17 protein-coding genes are annotated in these 18894 nt (G+C 72.4%); 6 read left to right on the top strand and 11 right to left on the bottom strand.

The window, feature by feature from the left end:
* A partial coding sequence (locus ASC99_RS41415) for a hypothetical protein (RefSeq protein WP_235583174.1) occupies nucleotides 1-365 on the top strand: 365 nt, incomplete at its 5' end.
* A gap of 127 nt (nucleotides 366-492) precedes the next feature.
* Here the strand turns inward: ASC99_RS41415 and ASC99_RS29785 are convergent.
* The 3 genes from ASC99_RS29785 to trpS form a co-directional block, all read right to left on the bottom strand.
* Nucleotides 493-1218, bottom strand: a complete 726-nt coding sequence (locus ASC99_RS29785; RefSeq protein WP_082598737.1) for a nucleoside/nucleotide kinase family protein — start codon at nucleotides 1216-1218, stop codon at nucleotides 493-495.
* Nucleotides 1219-1228: 10 nt separating this feature from the next.
* Nucleotides 1229-2209, bottom strand: a complete 981-nt coding sequence (locus ASC99_RS29780) for an LD-carboxypeptidase (RefSeq protein ID WP_057237796.1) — start codon at nucleotides 2207-2209, stop codon at nucleotides 1229-1231.
* Between the two features lie 70 nt (nucleotides 2210-2279).
* On the bottom strand, nucleotides 2280-3287 hold the full coding sequence (trpS, locus tag ASC99_RS29775; RefSeq protein WP_057237794.1) for a tryptophan--tRNA ligase: 1008 nt from the start codon (nucleotides 3285-3287) through the stop codon (nucleotides 2280-2282).
* A 276-nt stretch (nucleotides 3288-3563) separates the two neighbouring features.
* On the opposite strand from trpS, the gene ASC99_RS29770 reads away from it, so the two are divergent.
* Complete coding sequence (locus tag ASC99_RS29770; protein ID WP_057237791.1) at nucleotides 3564-4661, top strand: ABC transporter substrate-binding protein; 1098 nt, start codon at nucleotides 3564-3566, stop codon at nucleotides 4659-4661.
* Nucleotides 4662-4713: 52 nt separating this feature from the next.
* Here ASC99_RS29770 and ASC99_RS29765 read toward each other — a convergent pair whose 3' ends face one another.
* Entirely contained in the window at nucleotides 4714-5220 is a 507-nt protein-coding gene (locus ASC99_RS29765; RefSeq protein WP_057237790.1) for an NUDIX hydrolase, read from the bottom strand.
* Between the two features lie 77 nt (nucleotides 5221-5297).
* Here ASC99_RS29765 and ASC99_RS29760 point away from each other — a divergent pair, with 77 nt between their 5' ends.
* The gene (locus ASC99_RS29760) at nucleotides 5298-6170 is read left to right on the top strand and encodes an ATP-grasp domain-containing protein (RefSeq protein ID WP_057237788.1); all 873 of its coding nucleotides are present in this window, start codon (nucleotides 5298-5300) and stop codon (nucleotides 6168-6170) included.
* On the opposite strand, the gene ASC99_RS29755 is transcribed toward ASC99_RS29760, so the two are convergent.
* The gene (locus tag ASC99_RS29755; RefSeq protein ID WP_157531834.1) at nucleotides 6157-6762 is read right to left on the bottom strand and encodes a hypothetical protein; all 606 of its coding nucleotides are present in this window, start codon (nucleotides 6760-6762) and stop codon (nucleotides 6157-6159) included. The genes ASC99_RS29760 and ASC99_RS29755 overlap by 14 nt on opposite strands.
* 249 nt (nucleotides 6763-7011) lie before the next feature.
* On the opposite strand from ASC99_RS29755, the gene ASC99_RS29750 reads away from it, so the two are divergent.
* On the top strand, nucleotides 7012-7893 hold the full coding sequence (locus ASC99_RS29750; protein WP_057237784.1) for an alpha/beta fold hydrolase: 882 nt from the start codon (nucleotides 7012-7014) through the stop codon (nucleotides 7891-7893).
* Nucleotides 7894-7900: 7 nt separating this feature from the next.
* Here the strand turns inward: ASC99_RS29750 and ASC99_RS29745 are convergent, their stop codons facing one another.
* From ASC99_RS29745 to ASC99_RS29735, 3 genes are all read right to left on the bottom strand, one after another.
* Nucleotides 7901-8356 carry a hypothetical protein gene (locus tag ASC99_RS29745; RefSeq protein ID WP_157531833.1) on the bottom strand — a complete coding sequence of 152 codons (456 nt, stop codon included), beginning with the start codon at nucleotides 8354-8356 and terminating at the stop codon, nucleotides 7901-7903.
* Entirely contained in the window at nucleotides 8353-8811 is a 459-nt protein-coding gene (locus ASC99_RS29740) for an RNA polymerase sigma factor (RefSeq protein WP_082598746.1), read from the bottom strand. The genes ASC99_RS29745 and ASC99_RS29740 overlap by 4 nt, the downstream gene beginning before the upstream one ends.
* Nucleotides 8812-8913: 102 nt before the next feature.
* Nucleotides 8914-9576, bottom strand: coding sequence for a TetR/AcrR family transcriptional regulator (locus tag ASC99_RS29735; protein ID WP_057237781.1), 663 nt, complete (start codon nucleotides 9574-9576; stop codon nucleotides 8914-8916).
* 78 nt (nucleotides 9577-9654) lie between these two features.
* Between ASC99_RS29735 and ASC99_RS29730 the strand changes: the two genes are divergently transcribed.
* Both ASC99_RS29730 and ASC99_RS29725 read left to right on the top strand, forming a co-directional pair.
* A complete protein-coding gene (locus tag ASC99_RS29730; RefSeq protein ID WP_057237779.1) occupies nucleotides 9655-10629 on the top strand; it encodes a hypothetical protein in 975 nt (324 codons plus the stop codon).
* Nucleotides 10626-11900: an isoprenylcysteine carboxylmethyltransferase family protein gene (locus ASC99_RS29725; protein ID WP_057237777.1), complete on the top strand. Its 1275-nt coding sequence runs from the start codon at nucleotides 10626-10628 to the stop codon at nucleotides 11898-11900. Before ASC99_RS29730 ends, ASC99_RS29725 begins: the two co-directional genes overlap by 4 nt.
* 7 nt (nucleotides 11901-11907) lie before the next feature.
* Here ASC99_RS29725 and ASC99_RS29720 read toward each other — a convergent pair whose 3' ends face one another.
* The 3 genes from ASC99_RS29720 to ASC99_RS29710 all read right to left on the bottom strand — a co-directional run bounded on the left by ASC99_RS29720 (nucleotide 11908) and on the right by ASC99_RS29710 (nucleotide 18855).
* Nucleotides 11908-15597 (bottom strand): ABC transporter ATP-binding protein, encoded by a 3690-nt coding sequence (locus tag ASC99_RS29720; RefSeq protein ID WP_057237776.1) that lies wholly within the window; start codon nucleotides 15595-15597, stop codon nucleotides 11908-11910.
* Between the two features lie 167 nt (nucleotides 15598-15764).
* Nucleotides 15765-17483, bottom strand: a complete 1719-nt coding sequence (locus ASC99_RS29715; RefSeq protein ID WP_057237774.1) for a methyltransferase — start codon at nucleotides 17481-17483, stop codon at nucleotides 15765-15767.
* 145 nt (nucleotides 17484-17628) lie between these two features.
* A complete protein-coding gene (locus ASC99_RS29710) occupies nucleotides 17629-18855 on the bottom strand; it encodes a 4-hydroxybenzoate 3-monooxygenase (protein WP_235502417.1) in 1227 nt (408 codons plus the stop codon).
* Between the last annotated feature and the right edge of the window lie 39 nt (nucleotides 18856-18894).

Below are 18894 nucleotides of genomic sequence, written 5' to 3'. Positions count from 1 at the left end.
CCATCCAAACGGATAGGCCGGGGATGTCAACATATCTGGCGTTGACTTTTGGCACGCTGTTGAGTTCTCAAGGAACGGACACTTCCTTCGAGCCGCTTATCAGGCGGACCCTCCGGGCGCTTCGTTCTTTCGTGTTCCGAGCTTATCAGATGTTTTCCGCTCCGTTTTCCGGAGTTTCACTCACCGACTCGCTCTTTCCTTCGGCCTTTCGGCGCTTCCGACTCTACCAGGTTTCCCTGACCAGCCGTTCCGCGCTTCCAGAGCCTCAAGAAGCTTGTGCCGCAACCGACCTGACGGCCTGTCTGACGTTTCAAACCTTAGCCGATCCCCGCTTCACAAAGCGAATCCAGCCGCAATCCATATAAACGCACACGACAAATAGACCCGACCCGCAAAAACGCACGAATCAGCTCGATCAGAAGATGTGTTCAGAGGATTGGCCACCCCGGGACCGTCCGCGCCGATGCGTGTCCGGTGCTCCCTGCCGAGCGACTAGGAAACACTACCCCCGTCGCCGTTCTGCTGCAAACCGCCAGCTCGGACCACCCTCGTACAGGCCGCCGTGCCCAGCTTCACGTACTCGCCGTTCGGGCTGTCGTTGCCGGTGATCCAGTCCCGGGCGGCCTCCGGGCTCCGCCCGCCGGCCACGTGACGTCGCATCAACCGTTCGTCCCGCACGGCGTCCTCGGTCTGGAGGTACCAGAGCTCGTGCAGCAAGGCCCGGGCTGCGCTCCAGGGGAGGTCGTCGTTGGCAAGGTAGTTGCCTTCGGTGATGACCAGGCGGGTGTGCGGCTGAATCACGTGGCGGCCGGCGACCGGCTCGTCCAGGTGGCGGTCGAAGCCGGGGGCGTAGATGTCGTTGAACCGTTCCACCGTGACCCGGCGCAGCAGCGCGAGGTAGCCGAGGGAGTCGAAGCTCGCGGGTGAGCCCTTTCGGGTGCGCAGGCCCAGGCGGTCGAGTTGGGTGTTGGAGAGGTGGAAGCCGTCCAGCGGTAGGTACGCGGCGGTGCCTGGGCCCTCGGCGCGGTTGAGCTCGGTGACCAGGTACCGGGCCAGGGTGGACTTGCCCGCGCCGGGCGGGCCGGTCAGGCCGAGGAGGGAGCGCCCTTTGTGGACCGTGCGCCCGTTCAGTAGCCGGGCCGCCAGTTCGACAAGTGAGGCGGGGTCGGTGGCAGCGGAAGGGTCACTGGTGCGTGCCGCTCGGGCTTCCTCATGCATGGGCCGCACCCTACTCAGCGAGTTCCCCGGTGAGAACCGGCACATCGAAGGTGAGCGTCCCGGCGTCGGCGTCCAGGGTGGCGGGCAGGCCTAGCGGCACCGTCAGGGTGGAGGGGCAGTGGCCGAAGCCGAGCTCCCAGGCGACCGGGACGCCGAGCGGGGCGAGCCGGTCGGACAGCACTGCGCGGACCTGGTCGAGCGGTCCGCAGTCCTCCCAGGAGCCGAGCGCGAACCCGGCGACGCCGTCCAGGGCGCCGGAGCGGATCAGCTGGGTGAGGATGCGGTCGAGTCGGTAGGGGTGCTCGCCGACGTCCTCCAGCAGCAGGATCGTGCCGGCGAAGGAGGGGCGGGCGGTGGTGGTGCCGCGTTCCGCGGCGAGCAGGCTGGCGCAGCCGCCGGCGGTGACGCCGTGGGCGGTGCCGGAGACGAGCGGCTCGGCACCCGAGGCACCGGAGGCACCGGAAGCACCCCGGCCACCGACGACCAGGGTCGAGGCCGGGGTGAAGAGGGTACGGCGCAGGTGGTCCGCGGTGGGCGGGTCGGCGATGAAGGTGGCACCGGTGCCCATCGGGCCGTACAGGGTGGGGACGCCGAGGCGTTGGGCGACGGTCTCGTGCAGCACGGTGATGTCGCTGAAGCCGACCAGGGCCTTGGGCGGGGCGGCCCGCAGCGCGTCCCAGTCGAGCAGGTCGACCATCCGCTGGACGCCGTAGCCGCCCCGGGCGCAGATGACGGCGGCGATGGTGGGATCGAGCCAGGCGCGCTGGAAGTCGGCGGCGCGGTCGGCGTCGGTGCCGGCCAGGTAGCCGAGGTGGCGGTCCGTCAGGTGGTCGCCGAGGACGACGTCCAGCCCCCAGGAGCGCAGGATCGCGGTGCCTGCGGTGAGTTGGTCCAGGTCGATGGCGCCACTGGTGGCGACCAGGGCCACCCGGTCGCCCGGCACCAGCCGTCGGGCGCGGCGCGGCGCGGTCGTCCAGGTCTGCTGGGACATCGTCAGTTCCTTCCGAGGGGGCGGGAGCAGAGGCGGGCGCGCGACGCGGGTCCGCGCGCCTGCCACAGTCCTACCCCATGCCCATCGCGGACCTGACCTCGCCCAGGGTGGCTTCCGCGACGGCGTTGGCCCGTTCGGCTCCGGCCGCCAGCACGGCCCGGAGCAGGGCGCGGTCGGCGGCGAGTTCGGTCCGGTGGGCGCGGAGCGGGCGGAGGTACTCGTTGACCGTCTCGGTGACCCGGCGTTTGAGTGCGCCTGCGCCGCCGTGCCCGATCTCGGCGGCGAGTTCGGCCGGGTCGCGACCCTCGCAGAGCGCGGCGAGCTGGACCAGGCCGGAGACTCCCGGCCGTCGCTCCGGGTCGTACGTGATGTGCCGGTCGGCGTCGGTGGTGGCGCCCTTGATCAGCCGGGCCGTCTCGTCCTCGGTCGCGCCGAGGGCGATCGCGTTGCCCCGGCTCTTGCTCATCTTGCCGCCGTCGGTGCCGGGGAGCAGCGGTGCCTCGGAGAGCAGCGGCTGCGGTTCGGGGAACAGCGAGGTGGCGTAGCGCTCGTTGAACCGGCGGGCGATGGTGCGGGTGGTCTCCAGGTGCGGAAGCTGGTCGCGGCCGACCGGGACCAGGTTGGCCTTGCAGAACAGGATGTCGGCGGCCTGGTGGACGGGGTAGGTGAACATCAGCCCGCTGACGGTGGCCTGGCTGGAGTGCGCGATCTCGTCCTTGACCGTGGGGTTGCGGCCGAGTTCGGCGACGCTGACCAGGCTGAGGAAGGGGAGCAGCAGTTGGTTGAGCGCCGGGACGGAGCTGTGCTTGAAGATCGTGGTCCGCTCCGGGTCGATCCCGGCGGCGAGGTAGTCGAGGACCAGGTTCTCCGCGTGCTCGGCCGGGCGGTCGGCCCGGTCCCGGTCGGTGAGGGTCTGGTAGTCGGCGACCACCAGCAGGAGTTCGACGCCCATCCGCTGGAGTCGGACGCGGTTGTGCAGGGTGCCGAAGTAGTGGCCGAGGTGGAGCGGGCCGGTGGGGCGGTCGCCGGTCAGGACGCGGTACCGGTCGGGGTGCTGCTGGACGGTCTCGATCTGCATCAGGTGCTCCTCGGTGGCTGACGGTGGGTCGGGTCGTCCGCCGGGGTGCCCTGAGGGAACGCAACAGGGCCGTCCGGTCGGACGGCCCTGGGTCGCGCGGGAAAGGGTGGCCGTCCTAGGACGGCCACCAGTTCAGGCACGGCTGCTGCTTCATGACGCCCAGCGTAGCGGCCGGTGTCGGACGTCGGCATGGGCTTTTTCGCCTCGGGAACCGTTCCTTTCGTTCGATCGGATAGGTTTGCCTTACCTAATCCAGATTCGTACAAGGAGCACCGCGTGGCCCCCTCCCCCGCCGACCGGACCCCTTCCCGTTCCTCCCGGCGCAGCTTCCTCGCCGTCGGACTGACCGGCGGTGCCGTGGTCGGGCTCGGCGGGCTGCTCACCGCCTGCGGTGGCTCGGGCGGCAGCAGTGCGGCGGCGAGCCCGTCGGCCGGGGCGGGCGTGAACCAGAAGTCGGTCACCCAGGGCGGCGACGACTACGCCACCGTGATCGAGAAGATGAAGGGCTTCGGCACGGACGCGGCGGCCGGGGTCTTCCCACGCACCGTCAAGCACGCGATGGGCAGCACCGAGATCCCGAAGAGGCCGGTCCGGGTGGTGGTGCTGGACACCGGCGAGCTGGACAACGTGGTGGCGCTCGGCATCCAGCCGGTCGGTGTCGCGTACACCGACGGTTCGAAGACCATGCCCGGCTACCTCAAGGGCCAGGGCGGCACCCCCGCCAGTGTCGGCACCATCTCCAGCCTCAACCTGGAGGCGATCGCCGCCCTCAAGCCCGACCTGATCCTCGGCAGCCAGCTGCGCGCGCAGGACCAGTACGCGGCGCTGTCGAAGATCGCGCCGACGGTGTTCTCGATCCGCCCGGGGTACCCGTGGAAGGAGAACTTCGTCCTCAACGCCGCACCGTTCGGCCTGCAGGCGGAGGCCGAGTCCCAGCTGGCGGCGTATCAGGTGGCAGCCAAGGAGATCGGCGCCAAGGTGGGCTCGAAGACCGGCGGGAAGCTGCCGACCATCACACCGCTGCGCTTCATGCCGGGCAAGATCCGGCTGTACGCGGAGCTCTCCTTCATCGGCACCGTGCTGGCCGACATCCCGCTGCCGCAGCCGACGATCGAGCAGGTCAAGGAGCTGGCGGTGGAGGTCAGCGCCGAGCAGATCGACAAGGCCGGCGCCGACTGGATCTTCTACGGCGTGTACGGCTCGCCGAGCGCGACCAGCCAGGACGCGGTGCTCGGCGGTGCGCTCTGGAAGACCCTGGGTGCGGTCAGGTCGGGCCAGGCCCGGCCGGTCGCGGACGAGACCTGGTTCCTCGGTCTCGGCGTGATGGCGGCCAACGCGGTGCTGAAGGACCTTCAGGGCTTCGTCGCCCCGTAGTGACCCCGCCGGTGGAGGTGACGGCACATCACCTCCACCGAGCCGGACCGCGTCAGCGAAGCGGCTGGTTGGGCACGTAGCCGAAGTGGACCGGGGTCACCGTCTCCCGCCCGGCCAGCCAGTCGTCCCGGACGGCGGCCAGCAGCTCGGGGAGCTTCGGCGGCCAGAACGGGTCGGCCTGCGGGTCGGCCAGGTCCTCGGGCGTCCACCAGCGCCAGTCCAGAATCCCGTCGGCGAGGTGCATCGCACTGACGTCCCCGACCGGGTCGCGTAGCGGGCCCCGGCCGAGGTAGATGTGCTCGGACTGCCGGACCGGGATGCCTTGCCGGGTGAAGTCGTGCTCCCAGGTGCAGAGCAGCGGGCCCGGTTCGAGGTCGGTCCAGCCGGTCTCCTCCCACAGCTCCCGCCGGGCCCCGGTGGTCGGGGACTCGCCGTCCTCGATGCCACCGCCCGGCATGTTCCAGTGGACACCGACCTCGCTGTTGTCGGAACGCAGCAGGAAGACCGCGCCGCCAGGCTCAATTACCGCGGTTCTGGCCGCACGTCGTGGGGTTCGCATCTGGTCACCCTGGCAGAACGCCGTCGCGTCGGACCACTGCAATTCCGGCGGCCAGGTTCTACCCTGAGCCGGTGATCATGCTGCCTGCCGACCCGCTGACTCCCGGCCGCCCCGACCCGCACTACCTCCGGGAGGCCCGCCGGGTGGAGGAGTTGGGCGGCGGGTTCGTCCTGCTCGACCACGACGCGTTGCTCGCCGGGGACGTCCGGGAGGCGGTCCGCCGGGTCCCGGCGGGCGGCGGACCACTCTGGTACCGGGGCTGGATGGTGCCGGTCCCGGCGTACGCGGCGCTGTCCGAGGCGCTCGCCGAGCGCGGGCGGCCGCTGCTGACCTCACCGGCCTCGTACGCGGACGCCCATGAACTGCCCGGCTGGTACCCGGTCTTCGCGGGGTCCACCCCGGAGAGCGTCTGGGTGCCCGGACTGACCGGACCGACCCCGGAGCAGCTCGCCGAGGCGGCCCGGCAGCTGGGCGGGCACGGGCCGGCGATCGTCAAGGACTACGTGAAGTCGCGCAAACACGAGTGGGCGGAGGCCTGTTACGTGCCCGACCTGGGCGATCCGGACGGGCTGGCGCGGGTGGTGGGGCGGTTCGTGGAACTCCAGGAGGACTTCCTGACCGGCGGGGTGGTGCTGCGGCGGTTCGAGGAGTTCCAGCGGGACGAGGGTGGGCAGGTGCTGGAGGCGCGGATCTGGTGGCTGGACGGCGATCCCGTCCTGGTCGGGCCGCACCCGGACTGCCCCGACGCGGTCGTCCGGCCCGAGCTCGACGGGATCGGGCAGCTGGTCAGGGAGCTGGGCTGTCGGTTCGTCACCACCGACCTGGCACAGGCGGCGGACGGCGGGGCCTGGCGGGTGGTCGAGGTCGGGGACGGCCAGGTCAGCGACCTGCCGCGGGGCGCCGACCTCGGGCGGCTGCTGTCCGCGCTGCTCGCGGTCAGCGGGGGCTGAGAGCCAGGTCCGCGGGGGCAGCGCGCTGGGCCGGGATGACCACCCTGGTGGCCAGCCGCTGCCGGGCGACCAGTACCAGCGGCACCGCGACCACGGCCAGCAGCCCGCCGCCCAGCGCCAACGCGAAGACCAGGCCCATCGCCTGCTCGGAGAGCCCGACCCGGCTCAGCCCGATCTGGCCGCTGACACCCCAGAGGGCGTTCTGCGCCATCGACCAGAGCATCATGCCGCCCGCCAGTACCAGGCCCGCCGACTTCCGGGGCAGCGCCGTCCTGGTCCTGGCCGAGGCTGACTCCCGAACCAGCCTCAGCCGACCCGCCGTCAGCCAGGCCGGCACCGCCCAGCAGGCCAGCGCGGCGAACGGCAGCGGATGCCCGGCACCGAGCCGGGGCAGCAGCAGACCGGTCCCGGCCGAGGTGAGCAGCAGGGCACTGCCCACCGCCCCGGCCTGAGGGGTGGTCAGGCCGAAGCCGGTCACCAGCCGGCCGACCACGGTCGGCAGCAGGTAGGCGGCCAGGTATCCGGCGAAGAACAGGGTCACCAGAGCGGTGACGGCAAGGCGCGCAGAGCTGCGCCCCGTCCGCGAAGACATGGGCATGGCCTCTCGACCAGGGTGGACCGGGGAGTCGCTCCCGGCCTCGTGCCCGGTCGCCCGGTCTGTCTATCAGCGGCACCTCGGATGACGTCCCGTCAGAGCCGCTTCGCAATCGCCGAGCTGCACAGTTGCGTCCCGCCCGAGATCGCTCCGTGATCGAACGGCCTCGACGTCGAAACTCCCGGGAACCTCCGCCGGATCGCGCGCCTCCTGACAGGACGACCGCATCCCGCCGAAGGAGACCACATGACCATCAGCAACCGTCCGATGCCCGACCTGGAAGGTGCGGAGCACCGCTGGGTGGAGGTCAGGGGCGCCCGCCTCCACCTCGCCGAGCTCGGCAGCGGCGAGCCCGTACTGCTGCTGCACGGCTTCCCGCAGCACTGGTACGCCTGGCGGCGGCTGGCGCCGCTGCTCGCCTCCGACCACCGGCTGATCTGTGTGGACCTGCGCGGCTTCGGCTGGTCCGAGCAGACCGAGCGGGGGTACGACACCGACTCCCTCGGTGCGGACGTGCTCGCACTGCTGGACGCGCTCGGCCTGGACCGGGTAACGCTGGTCGGGCACAGCTGGGGCGCCGCGGTGGGATTCCGGGTCTGCCAGCAGGCCCCGGAGCGGTTCCGGGCGTTCCTGGCGCTGAACATGGCTCACCCCTGGACGGCACACCGTCAGGTGCTGCCGAACCTCTGGCGGATGTGGTTCACCGCGTTCATCGAGTACCCGGTGGTCGGGCGGCTGGTGCTGCGGCACTGGCCCGCCTTCACCCGCCACCTGCTGCGCCGGGCAGCCCCCGACCCGGGCTGCTGGTCGGCGGCGGAGCTCACCGAGTTCACCGAGGCGACCCGGCAGTCGGCCCGGGCCGGGCAGTCGCTGTTCTGGCAGTACGTGCTGCGGGACATCCCGGCGGGCTTCCGGGGGACGCACCGCCGCCGCCGGCTGGCCGTCCCCACCGTCGTGCTGGGCGGCGAGCACGATCCGGTGATCCCGCCGGCCCTGCTGCTCGGCGCGGAGCCGAACGCCGAGGACCTGACCGTCTCGGTGCTGCCCGGCGTCGGTGGCCATCTGCCCGAGGAGTGCCCGGCCCAGGTGGCCGAGGCGCTCTGGAAGCTGATCGCCAGGACAGGCTGACGGAGGGTCAGCGCAGCCGGGCCCGGCGTTCCACCTCGCGAAAGAAGGCGCGGGCCCGGCGCTCGCCGATCAGGCGTCGGTACCCGCGCTGCACCGGCCCGAGGGCGGCCGGCCGGAGCGCGCCGCAGACCGCGAGCCGGGTGCCGCCGCCGTCGGGCTCGGCGGCCATGCCCATGGTCACCAGCCGGGACTGCATCAGGCACCAGCCGGGCCTGAGCCGCACCTCGAAAGGTCCCCGGAGGCCGAGGACGTCCACGGCCTCGGCCTGTTTGAGCTCGCTGTCCCCGGCCGGCACCCGGAACTCCCGGACGAAGGAGATCAAGTGGGGCAGCTCGCCCTCCAGGTCGGCGACCACCGCCCAGACCCGGTCGAAGGGCAGCTCGAGCCGCAGCTCGGCGTACAGCGGGGCGCGCAGCCCGGCCGCCAGGACCTGCAGCCGGGCGATCCGATCCGGTCCGTTCACCGCGTCCACGCCTTCCGGAAGGAGGAACGGGCCCTGCTCAGCCGTGACTTCACGGTGCCCTCGGGTATGTCGAGCAGCTCGGCCATGGTGCGCTCGTCCAGCCCCTCGAGTTCGCGCAGCACCAGAACGGTGCGGTGCTGGACGGGCAGCCGGGCCAGCAGGTCCCGCACCTCGGCGGTCAGCTCGGTGCCGGTGGCGGGCAGCAGGTCCCGCAGCCGGGTGATCTGTTCGGGGTCGGCCGGTGTCTCCGCGCCCGTCCGCCGGGCCACCCGGACCGCTTCCCGTACGGTCACCGCCCGCACCCAGCCGTAGCAGGCCACCGGGTCCCGCAGGCCGCGCAGGCCGCGGAAGACGGCGAGCAGCGACTCCTGTACGGCGTCGGCGGTGTCGGCCGGGGCGATCGACGCGCACAGTCGGGTGACGTACGGGGTGATCAGCTTCAGCAGGTCGTCCATGGCCAGGGCGTCGCCGCGCTGCGCCGCGCGTACCAGCGGCGCTGCCACCTCCCAGGGCCGCACGTCGTCCTCCACCGTCGGAACGGTACTCCTGACCGTCCGTCAGCCCTCGGCCGGTCCGGCCTCCAGCTGAGCCGGTGTGGTGGGGCGGCGGCGGCCGGGCAGCCGCATGGTGAGCAGCCTGGCGCGCGGGGCGAGCCGCCGGGCCATCGCGAACAGGGACTCGGTGCGGCTCCGGTCGGCGTCCAGCACCGTGAAGAGGTTGACGCCGAGGTAGAAGGTGATCGCCGCGTTGGCGAGGTCCCGGGGCGGGGTGAGCCTGGCCAGCGGTGTGCCGCCGATCACCCGGTCGAGCGTGGTCTCGACGAACTTCAGCCAGGGCTCGGCGCGTTCGGAGACGGCGGCCCGCAGCTCGGGCCGGGCGACGGCGGCACCGACCAGCTCGGCGAACATCGTGAGGTGCCCACCGTCGAGGTCGTCGCGGTAGATCCGTTCGGCGGCGGCGGCGAGCTCCTCCAGGGTGCGGACCTCCGCGACGGTCGCCACGTGCCGGGCCATCCGGTCCTCGGAGACCCGGTCGAAGGCGGTCAGCAGCAGCGGGTCCACACCGCCGAAGTGGTAGAAGACCAGGGCCGAGTTGACGCCCGCCTCCTTCGCGATCACCCGCGCGCTGGACCCCGCGTACCCGTGGGTCCGCAGGACCCGCGTCGCGGCCTCGATCAGCCGCTCCCTGGTCTGGGCTCCGCTGTCCGCAGTCGCCGCCATGCTCTTGCCCCCCGTCACTGGATTCGTTCATCATACGGTTTAATCAGGTGATTAAACCGGCCGATCAAGGGGTGGGGCATGACCGAGGATCAGAACAGCAACGACAAAGAGGACATACCGGCCTACGGCGAGCCGGAGCGGACGGCCCAGCACTCGGCCCGCCGCCGGCTGGCGATCGTGCTGGCCGCGCTCTTCCTCGCGATGCTCGGCTACAAGGTGCTGCATGCGGGCGGTCTGGAGCAGACCGCGCTCTTCTACGTCGGCCTGCCCGCGGTCATCGCGATCACCGTGGCGCTGAGTGCCCGGCCGAAGAGCGCCACCGGCACCGCGATGGCCTCGGTCACCATCGGGCTGGCGCTGGCCGGTCCGCTGCTCAACGAAGGCATCATCTGCCTGCTGATCGCCGCGCCGCTGTTCTACCTGGTGGCGGCCTGCATCGGCCGGGCCGTCGACCGTTCGCGCCGCCCGGCGAAGGAGCCCGGCGGACGGCAGCGGCTGAACGCCTTCGCGCTGGCCCCGCTGCTCGGGCTGGCCGTCCTCCAGGGCGTCGACGGCACGGTGGAGCGCGACAGCACGGTGACGGTCACCCGCACGCTGTCCGTGACACCCGATCAGTTCGCCGCCGCGCTGGCCGCTCCGCCCGTCTTCGGCACACCCCGCCCGGTGTTCCTCAAGGTCCCGTTCCCCCGGCCGCAGCAGGTCACCGGCAGCGGCCTGGCGGTCGGCGACGGACGCCTGATCACCTTCAACCCGCGCAAGTCCCTGGGCATCGGTGCCACTCCCACGCCCCGGTCCATGACGCTGCGGATCGCCGAGCACGACCAGGGCCGGGTGCTGTTCCGGGTCGAGCAGGACTCCACCACCGCCCGCTGGCTGAACTTCCGGACCTCCGAGGTCCGTTGGCAGCCCACCGCCGACGGCGGCACCCAGGTCACCTGGCAACTCGGCTACCAGCGCACCTTCGACCCCGGCTGGTACTTCGGCCCGATCCAGAACTACGGCATGGAGCAGGCCGCCAACTACCTCGCCGACACCTTCACGCCCGGGTCATGACCACCGCAGCCGCCACGGTCGACAGCGCTCCGGCCCTGATCCGCGCGGCCTGCCTGTTCGTGCCGCTGCTCGCGGTCGTGCCGGCAGCCGCCGTCCGACGGCCGAGCCGGGCCGGCATCGCGGCCGCGATCGTCGGCGGGGCCTGGCAGCTCGCCCTGCTGCCCGCCGTCAACCTGCTGGCCGTACAGGTCGGTTGGTGGAGCTTCCGGGCCGAGGGCGGCACCGTCGCCGGGATGCCCGTCGATCTGCTGCTCGGCTGGGTACTGCTCTGGGGCGTCCTGCCTCCGCTGGCCGCCGACCGGCTGCCGTGGCCGCTCACCGCCGCCCTGCTCGGCTGGCTGGACCTGGCCGCGATGCCACTGCTCGATCCGGTGGTCCGGCTCGACGGGCAGTGGCTGACCGGCGAGTCGGTGGCCATCGCGCTCTGCCTGCTGCCCGGGCTGCTGCTGGCCCGCTGGACCGCCCGCGGCGAACGGCTCCGACTGCGCGCCGCCGGGCAGGTGCTGATCGCCGCCGTGCTGATGCTCGCCCTGCCCATGGCGGCCGCCGGGGCCCGGCTCCCGCACGGCACCGCGCTCAGCACCGGCCTCCAGGTGCTGGCCGTGCCGATGCTGCTCGGGGTCGCCGCCGTACGGGAGTTCGTGGTGCGCGGCGGCGGCACCCCGCTGCCGTACGACCCGCCGCACCGGCTGGTCACCAGCGGCCCGTACGCGTACGTGCGCAATCCGATCCAGCTCTCGCTGGTGCTGTGTCACCTGGTGCTCGCGGCGTTCACCGGCAGCGCCTGGCTGCTGGCGGCCGCCGGGGTGAGCCTCGCCTACAGCGCCGGGCTTGCCGCCTGGCACGAGGGCGCCGAGCTCGAGCGGCGGTACGGGCCCGGTTGGGCCGAGTACACCGCCGGGGTGCGCAGCTGGCTGCCCCGGCTGCGCCCGTGGGCGGGGACCGCTCCGGCCGAGATCCACGTCGCCCAGACCTGCGGGGTGTGCAGCGGCGTCGGCCGGTGGATCATCGCCCGCTCGCCGGTGGCACTCACCGTCCGCCCGGCGGAGGAACACCCGGCCGGACTGCGGCGGATCACCTACGAGTCGGCCGACGGCCGGGAGCGGGCGGAGGGCGTGGCCGCGCTCGGCCGGGCGCTGCAGCACTTCCATCTGGGGTGGGCGCTGCTCGGCTGGGTGCTGCTGATCCCGGGCCTGGCCTGGTTCGCCCAGCTGGTCGCCGACGCCACCGCCGGTGGCCCGCGTGAACTGCGGGCACCGACGGCGGGCTGACCTGCCGTTACACCCGCTGCTTCTGGTGGCTGTCCGCGACGAAGGCCCGCCAGAGCCGGGCGTACGCGCCGTCCTCGGCGAGCAGCCCGGCGTGCGTACCGTCCTCGACCACCCGGCCGTGGTCCAGCACCACCACCCGGTCGGCGCGCTCCGCGGTGGTCAGGCGGTGGGCGATCACCAGGGTGGTGCGGCCGCCGCTGATCCGGTCGGCGGCCCGGTTGACGGCGGCCTCGGTGGCCAGGTCGAGCGCGGCGGTGGCCTCGTCCAGCAACAGGATGTCCGGGTCGACGAGCTCGGCCCGGGCCAGCGCGATCAGCTGCCGCTGCCCGGCGGAGAGGTTGCGGCCCCGGCCGGAGACCCGGTGCGCGTAGCCTCCGGACAGCCGGACGATCATCTCGTGGGCGCCGACCGCCCGGGCGGCCGCCTCCACCTCGGCGTCGCTCGCCTCCGGCCGGCCGTACGCGATCGCCTCGCGCACGGTGCCCGCGAACAGGTACGCCTCCTGCGGGACCACGCCGAGCCGGTGCCGGTACTCCGCCAGGTCGTACGCGGCGATGTCGGTGCCGTCGATCCGGACGCTGCCGCCGGTCGCGTCGTAGAACCGGGCGACCAGCTTGACCAGGGTGGACTTGCCCGCGCCGGTCTCGCCGACCAGGGCCACCCTCTGCCCCGCCGGGATGTGCAGGTCGATGTTGGTCAGCACGTCGGAGTGGCCGTCAGCGCCGCCGTGGTACGCGAAACTGACGTCCTGGAAGGTGATCTCGCCCCGCAGCTTCTTCACCGGCAGCGGGTCCGCCGAGTCCGGCGTGCTGGTCGGGGTGCGCAGCAGGTCACGGATCCGGCCGAGGCCGACGGCAGCCTGCTGGTACCCGTCGAAGATCTGCGAGAGCTGGTTGACCGGGGCGAAGAACAGGTCGATGTAGAGCAGGTACGCGACCAGCGCACCGATCGTCAGGGTGCCCGACTCGACCCGGGCCGCACCGGCGATCAGCACCAGGGCGGCGGCCGCACTGGACAGGAACTGCACGAACGGGAAGTACAGCGAGATGTAGAGCTGCGCCCTGACCCGCGAGTGCCGGTAGGCCAGCCCGCTGGCCACGAACCGGTCGGTGTTGACGGTCTGTCGGCGGAACGCCTGGACGATCCGCATGCCCGCGACGTTCTCCTGCAGCTCGGCGTTGACCGTGCTGATCAGGTCCCGGGAGACCTGGTACTGGGTGCTGGACTTGCGGCGGAACACCAGGGTGGCGACCGCCAGCACCGGCAGCACCGCGAAGACCATCAGGGCCAGGCCCGGGTCGATCACCAGCAGCGCGGCGAAGATGCCGAAGAAGGTGAACAGGCTGACCACGGCGGTGACCACCCCGGTCTGCAGGAAGCTCGACACCGAGTCGACGTCGGTGGTCATCCTGGTCATGATCCGGCCGGACAGCTCGCGCTCGTAGTAGTCCAGGCCGAGCCGGTTGAGGTGCGCGAAGATCTTCAACCGCAGGGTGTAGAGCACCCGTTCGCCGGTCCGGCCGCTGACCCTGGCCTCGGCGGTCTGCACCACCCAGTCGAGCAGCACGATCGCCAGGGCGAGCAGCGAGGCGGTGGCGACCCCGGCCATCGCGGCCTTGCTGACGCCGTCGTCGATGCCGTGCCGGATCAGGATCGGCAGGGTCAGTCCGGCGGCGGCGTCCAGCGCGACCAGCAGCAGGGCGACGGTGAGCGGCGCGCGGAACGGGGTGAGCAGCCGCCGGAGGCTGAAGTCCGGGTCGCCGGCCTCGGCCTGCTCGACCGGGATGTCGGGGGTGTCGACGGCCGGGGGCAGGGCGGCGACCTTGGCGAGCAGCTCGGGGTCGGTGCCGGTGTTGGTGGCCTCGGGCTCCTGCTCGGGGGTCTCCTCCTCGGGGGCCGCGTCGAGGATCGCGTCGGGGTCGCTGATCAGAGCCCGGTACTGGGGACACCGCGCGTCGAGTTCCTCGTGCGTACCGAGGTCGACCAGGCGGCCGCGCTCCAGTACGGCTATCCGGTCCGCGAGTTGGAGGGTGGAACGGCGGTGGGCGATCAGCAGCGTGGTGCGGCCGGCCATCACCCCGCGCAGGGCCTGGTGGATCTCGGCCTCGACCTGCGGGTCCACCGCCGAGGTCGCGTCGTCCAGCAGCAGGATCCGCGGGTCGCTCAGGATCGCCCGGGCCAGCGCGATCCGCTGCCGCTGGCCGCCGGACAGGGTGAGGCCCTGCTCGCCGACCTTGGTGGCGTAGCCGTCCGGAAGGTCGCGGATGAACCCGTCGGCCTGCGCGGCCCGGGCGGCGGCCTCGATCTCGGCCTCGGTGGCGTCCGGACGCCCGTACGCGATGTTGCTGCTGACGGTGTCGGAGAACAGGAAGCTGTCCTCGGGCACGATGCCGACGGTGGCCCGGATCGAATCGAGCGTGAGCTCCCGGACGTCGTGACCGTAGAGGCGGACGGTGCCCTCGGTGGCGTCGTAGAAGCGCGGGAGGAGCTGGGCCACGGTGGACTTGCCCGAGCCCGAGCCGCCGACCAGCGCCAGCGTCTCGCCCTCGGCGAGCCGGAAGCTCAGCCGCTGCAGGACGGGGGCCGCCTCGCCGTACGCGAAGTCGACCTGGTCGAACTCGATGGCGGGGGCGGGCTCGGGCTCGTTCGTGGAAGCGGCCGATGCCGTGGTCAGGTCGAGGGCGTCCTGACGCTCCTGCACCTTGGGGCGCTGGTCGACGAGTTGGAGCACCCGCTCGACCCCGGCCCTGGCCTGCTGGCCGACCGTGATCACCATGGTGAGCATCCGGACCGGGCCGGTGAGCTGCGCCAGGTAGGTGGAGAAGGCGACGAAGGTGCCCAAGGTGACCTGGCCCCGGACGGCCAGCCAGCCGCCGAGCGCGAGCACCGCGACCTGGCCGAGGGCAGGGATGGCCTGCATCGCCGGGGTGTAGAGGCTGTTCAGCCGGATCGAGCGGAGCCGGGCGCCGAACAGCTCGCGCGAGGCGCGCTCCAGCTTGCCCCGCTCCTGGGACTCCTGGCCGAAGCCCTTGACCACCCGGACGCCGCCGACCGCACCGTCCACCACCCCGGCGACCGCCGCCGCCTCCTGCTGGGCGGCCCAGGTCGCGGGGAACAGCCGCTTCCGGCTGAGCGTGGCGAACCACCAGAGCGCGGGGCCCATCACCAGGGCGACCAGGGTGAGCGGCAGCGAGAGCCAGAGCATCACCAGGACGGACATGCCGAACATCAGGACGTTGCCGGTCATCATCGGCAGCATCGACAGCAGGCCGACGATCAGCTGCAGGTCCGAGGTCGCGCGGCCGACCACCTGGCCGGTGTCCAGCCGGTCCTGCCGGTCACCGTCCAGCCGGGTGAGCGAGCGGAACAGGTCGGACCGCATGTCGTGCTGGACGTCGACGGCCAGTTGGCCCCCGTAGTAGCGGCGGACCTGGGTGCAGACGAAGACCACCGCGGCCGCGACCAGCAGGGCCACCGCCCACGGGGTGAGCGGCCGGGTGTGCGTGGTGATCACGTCGTCGATGATCACCTTGGTGATCAGCGGGACGGTGGCGGTGACGGCCATGCCGACCAGCGACGCACCGAAGGAGAGCAGCACGTTACGGCGGTGCCGCCAGCTGTAGCCGATCAGTCGGCGGAGCCAGCCCTGCTCGGCTGTGGATCCTTGAGATCCGTGCGATCCGTGAGTCTCAGGCATATTTAGGGATACTAACCATTTCATCGTCCGCCCCCCATCGCTTTTCGACGGGCACGCATCGGACCGAACAGCTCTCCGGCCGAGCTGCTTCCCGTCCCGACCAGGATGACCCGTCGGGCCACCTGATCGGACCGGGCGGGCGGACTCCGTCAGACCCTACGTTGGACCTAGGACCTGCCGGGGCGGGTCGCCTGGCCGGGGACTGCGGTGCCGGCCTTTCGGACGTGCAGGACGGTGGCGTCCAAGGGGAGCGGGGCGGTGTCCACCAGGGTCAGGCCCGCGTCGGCGAACAGGCGGGCGTAGTGGTCGGCCCGGCGTTCGCGGCCGCCGACGTTGCAGCGCATGTGGAGGTCCCAGGCGGTGGCGAGGGAGGGCGAGTCGTCAGCCGGGAGGACCCGCTCCACGACCAGCAGGTCGGCGTGAGCGGGCATCGCGCGGGCGCAGTGCCGCAGGATCTCCCGGCACCGGCCGTCGTCCCAGTCGTGCAGAATCCGGGAGAGCAGGTAGACGTCACCGCCCGCCGGGACATCGGCGAAGTCGCCCGCCACGTACGCGCACCGGTCCCCGTGGCCGGCCGCGTCCAGGGCGCGACGGGCCGCCTCGACGGCGTGCGGGCGTTCGAGCAGCACGCCCTTCAGCCCGGGGTGTGCGGCGAGCAGGCGGCCGAGGAGCTCGCCGTTCCCGCCCGCGACGTCGACCACCGTGCCGGGGGCGGATGCCCGGGCCGCGGTCGTGACGGCGGGGTGGGCGGTGAGCGGTTCGAACATCCGCGAGCTCGCGGCCATCGACTCGTCGAAGAGCGCGGCGAGTCCGGGGTCGCGGGCGAAGTGGTCGAAGTGGTTCTCGCCGTGCAGGTGGTCGAAGGCGACCTCGCCCGTCCGCACCGTGTGTCCGAGGGCGGCGAACGACTGGTAGAACGGTCCGCCGTACATCAGGGCGAGCGGACGCATCGAGGCCGGGACGTCGGTGCGCAGCAGGGCGCCGGTCTCGGTGAGCCGGTAGCCGTCCCCGTCGGCCGACACCACGCCGACCATCGCGAGGTAGCGCAGCAGGGAGACCAGGGTGTCCGGGTCGGCGCCGACCGCCCGGGCCAGGGCCGGTGCACCAAGCACGGTGTGGGTGTCGAGGGCGTCGGGCAGCCTGAGTTCGGCGCAGACGGCCAGGGCCTGGGTGGTCCACGCCCCGGTCAGCTGACGCAGGAGCGTTTCGGCGGGCCGGCCGGCCCGGTGCCGGGCCAGGTGGGTGGCGAGGACGTCGGGGTGCTCGCCGGGGACGTAGAGCTCCAGCCGCCGGTATCCGGTCTTGGAGCCGGCGGGCACCGTGAAGTAGAGGACGGTGCCGTCCTCGTGCGGGTTGTAGCCGCCGCCGTCGGCGGTGGCGCCGTGCTGGGTGAGCAGCGCGCACAGACCGCGCAGCACCAGCGGGTCGGGCTGCTCGACCTCCAGGGCGAGATGGGCCTCGTGGTCGCGGGTGCGCTCCTGCTCGGCCAGGCCGGTGAGGTCCGAGCCCGGCGGGACGAGCAGCGCGAACACCTCGACCGTCCGGTCCGACCCCGCCACCCGTGGGCGGAGGATCCGCACGTCCAGCTCCGCCGGGTCACGCCCGTGGCGGGCGGCCAGGCGGTCCCGGACGACCACGCTGGGGCGCGCCGTCGCGTCGGGGGGCAGTCCGCCGTCGGCGAGGAGGGCGTGCAGCGCCTCCGGGGAGGGCGGGAACACCAGCAGGGCCGCGTGGGAGAACCGGCAGCGGTCCACCACCGCGCGTAGTTCGAGGGCATCGAGCCCGGGGAGGAGGAGCGGCAGCAGGGTGGCGGTGTCCTGCTCCCGGACGAAGCCGACCGTCTCGGTCAACCGGGCCAGGTCGGTCGGGTAGCTGGTGGTGGTCATGGGTGACGTGTCCTCATTTCTGGGATGTGGCGCCGTTTCTGGGGGTCCTGCTGCTGGGGAGCGCCCCTTGTCCGGGACGCCGGATCCGGGCATGGCGGTGCCACGGAGGGGTGGGCCTGGGGAAAACGATTCTCCGGACGGAGGGTCAGATGCCGACGTAGTGCTCGGCGAACCAGTCCTGGTGACTGCGCGAGGTGCGCAGGGAGTCCAGGCGCGAACGCCGCAGGGAGTCCTGGAAGAGCGAGTCCTGGGAGGGTGCTCCGGCCTCGTGCCCGGGCGCACCGTGCAGGAGCCGGACCATCCAGTGCGAGAACTCCTGCGCGCGCCAGATGTACCGGAGGCACCGCTCCGAGTACGTGGCGAGCCCGTCGCCGTCGCCGCGCAGCAGGTCCGCGACGAGGGCCTCGGCCAGCAGCTCCGCCTCCAGGACGGCCAGGTTGGCTCCCTTGGCCGCCGACGGGCTGAGCAGGCTCGCGGCGTCACCGACGAGGATCAGCGAGCCGTGGCGCAGCGGCTCCAGCACGTCGGACTCCAGGTCGACCACGGCACGCTGGACGATCGGGCCGCGGTGCAGCGGACCGTGCTCGGTGGACCGCATCCGCAGCTCCAGCTCCTCCCAGATCCGCTCCTCGGACCAGGCTTCGGCGGCACTGCCGCGCTCGGTCTGGAGGTAGTACCGGGTGACCGACGGGGTGCGTGCCATGTGTCCGGCGAAGCCCCGGTGGTGGACGGCGTAGCCCACCGCGTCCAGGCTCGGCGGCGCCTCGGCCAGCAGGCCGAGCCAGGAGATGCCGTGATCGTGCCGGTGGTGGCGGAAACTGCCGGGCGGGAGCGAGCGGCGGGCCGCGCCGTGCCGTCCGTCGCAGCCGGCCACGTACCGGGCCTGCCAGGTCTCCTGGTGGCCGTCGGGCTCGAGGACCGTGACCCGGGGGCGGCTGGTCCCGATGTCGGCGACGGTCTGTGCCTCGGTGCCGAAGCGAATCTGCCCGCCGGCCTCCTGATAGTGCGTCAGCAGGTCTGCCACCAGCAGGTGCTGCGGGTAGACCGTGTGCCGCTCACCCCGGCCGAGACCGCCGTAGTCCAGCCGGAACCGGCCGTCCTCGGTACGGAACTCGCAGACCGCGTGCTCCTTGCCGTCCCGGTGCAGGCCCTCGGCGAGGCCGTGCCGGTCCAGGACCCGCACGGTGTTGGCCGCCAGGAACCCGGCCCTGGACCTCGCCGCCAGCTGGGCCTCGGTGGCCCGTTCGAGGATGACGCAGTCCACTCCGGCCGCGAGCAGCAAGTTGCCCAGCACCAGCCCGGCGGGCCCGGCGCCGAGGATGACCACGTCAGCCGTATGGCGCACAGCTCGGGCGCTCTGACTCTCCATCATGAAAGTTGATCATAGGCAATCCTCATGCCGGCGAACGGG

It is taken from the genome of Kitasatospora sp. Root107, assembly GCF_001424875.1.
GTDB lineage: Bacteria > Actinomycetota > Actinomycetes > Streptomycetales > Streptomycetaceae > Kitasatospora.
The sequence above is the reverse complement of the archived record's forward strand: the minus strand, read 5'-3'. Positions and strand labels throughout refer to the sequence as shown.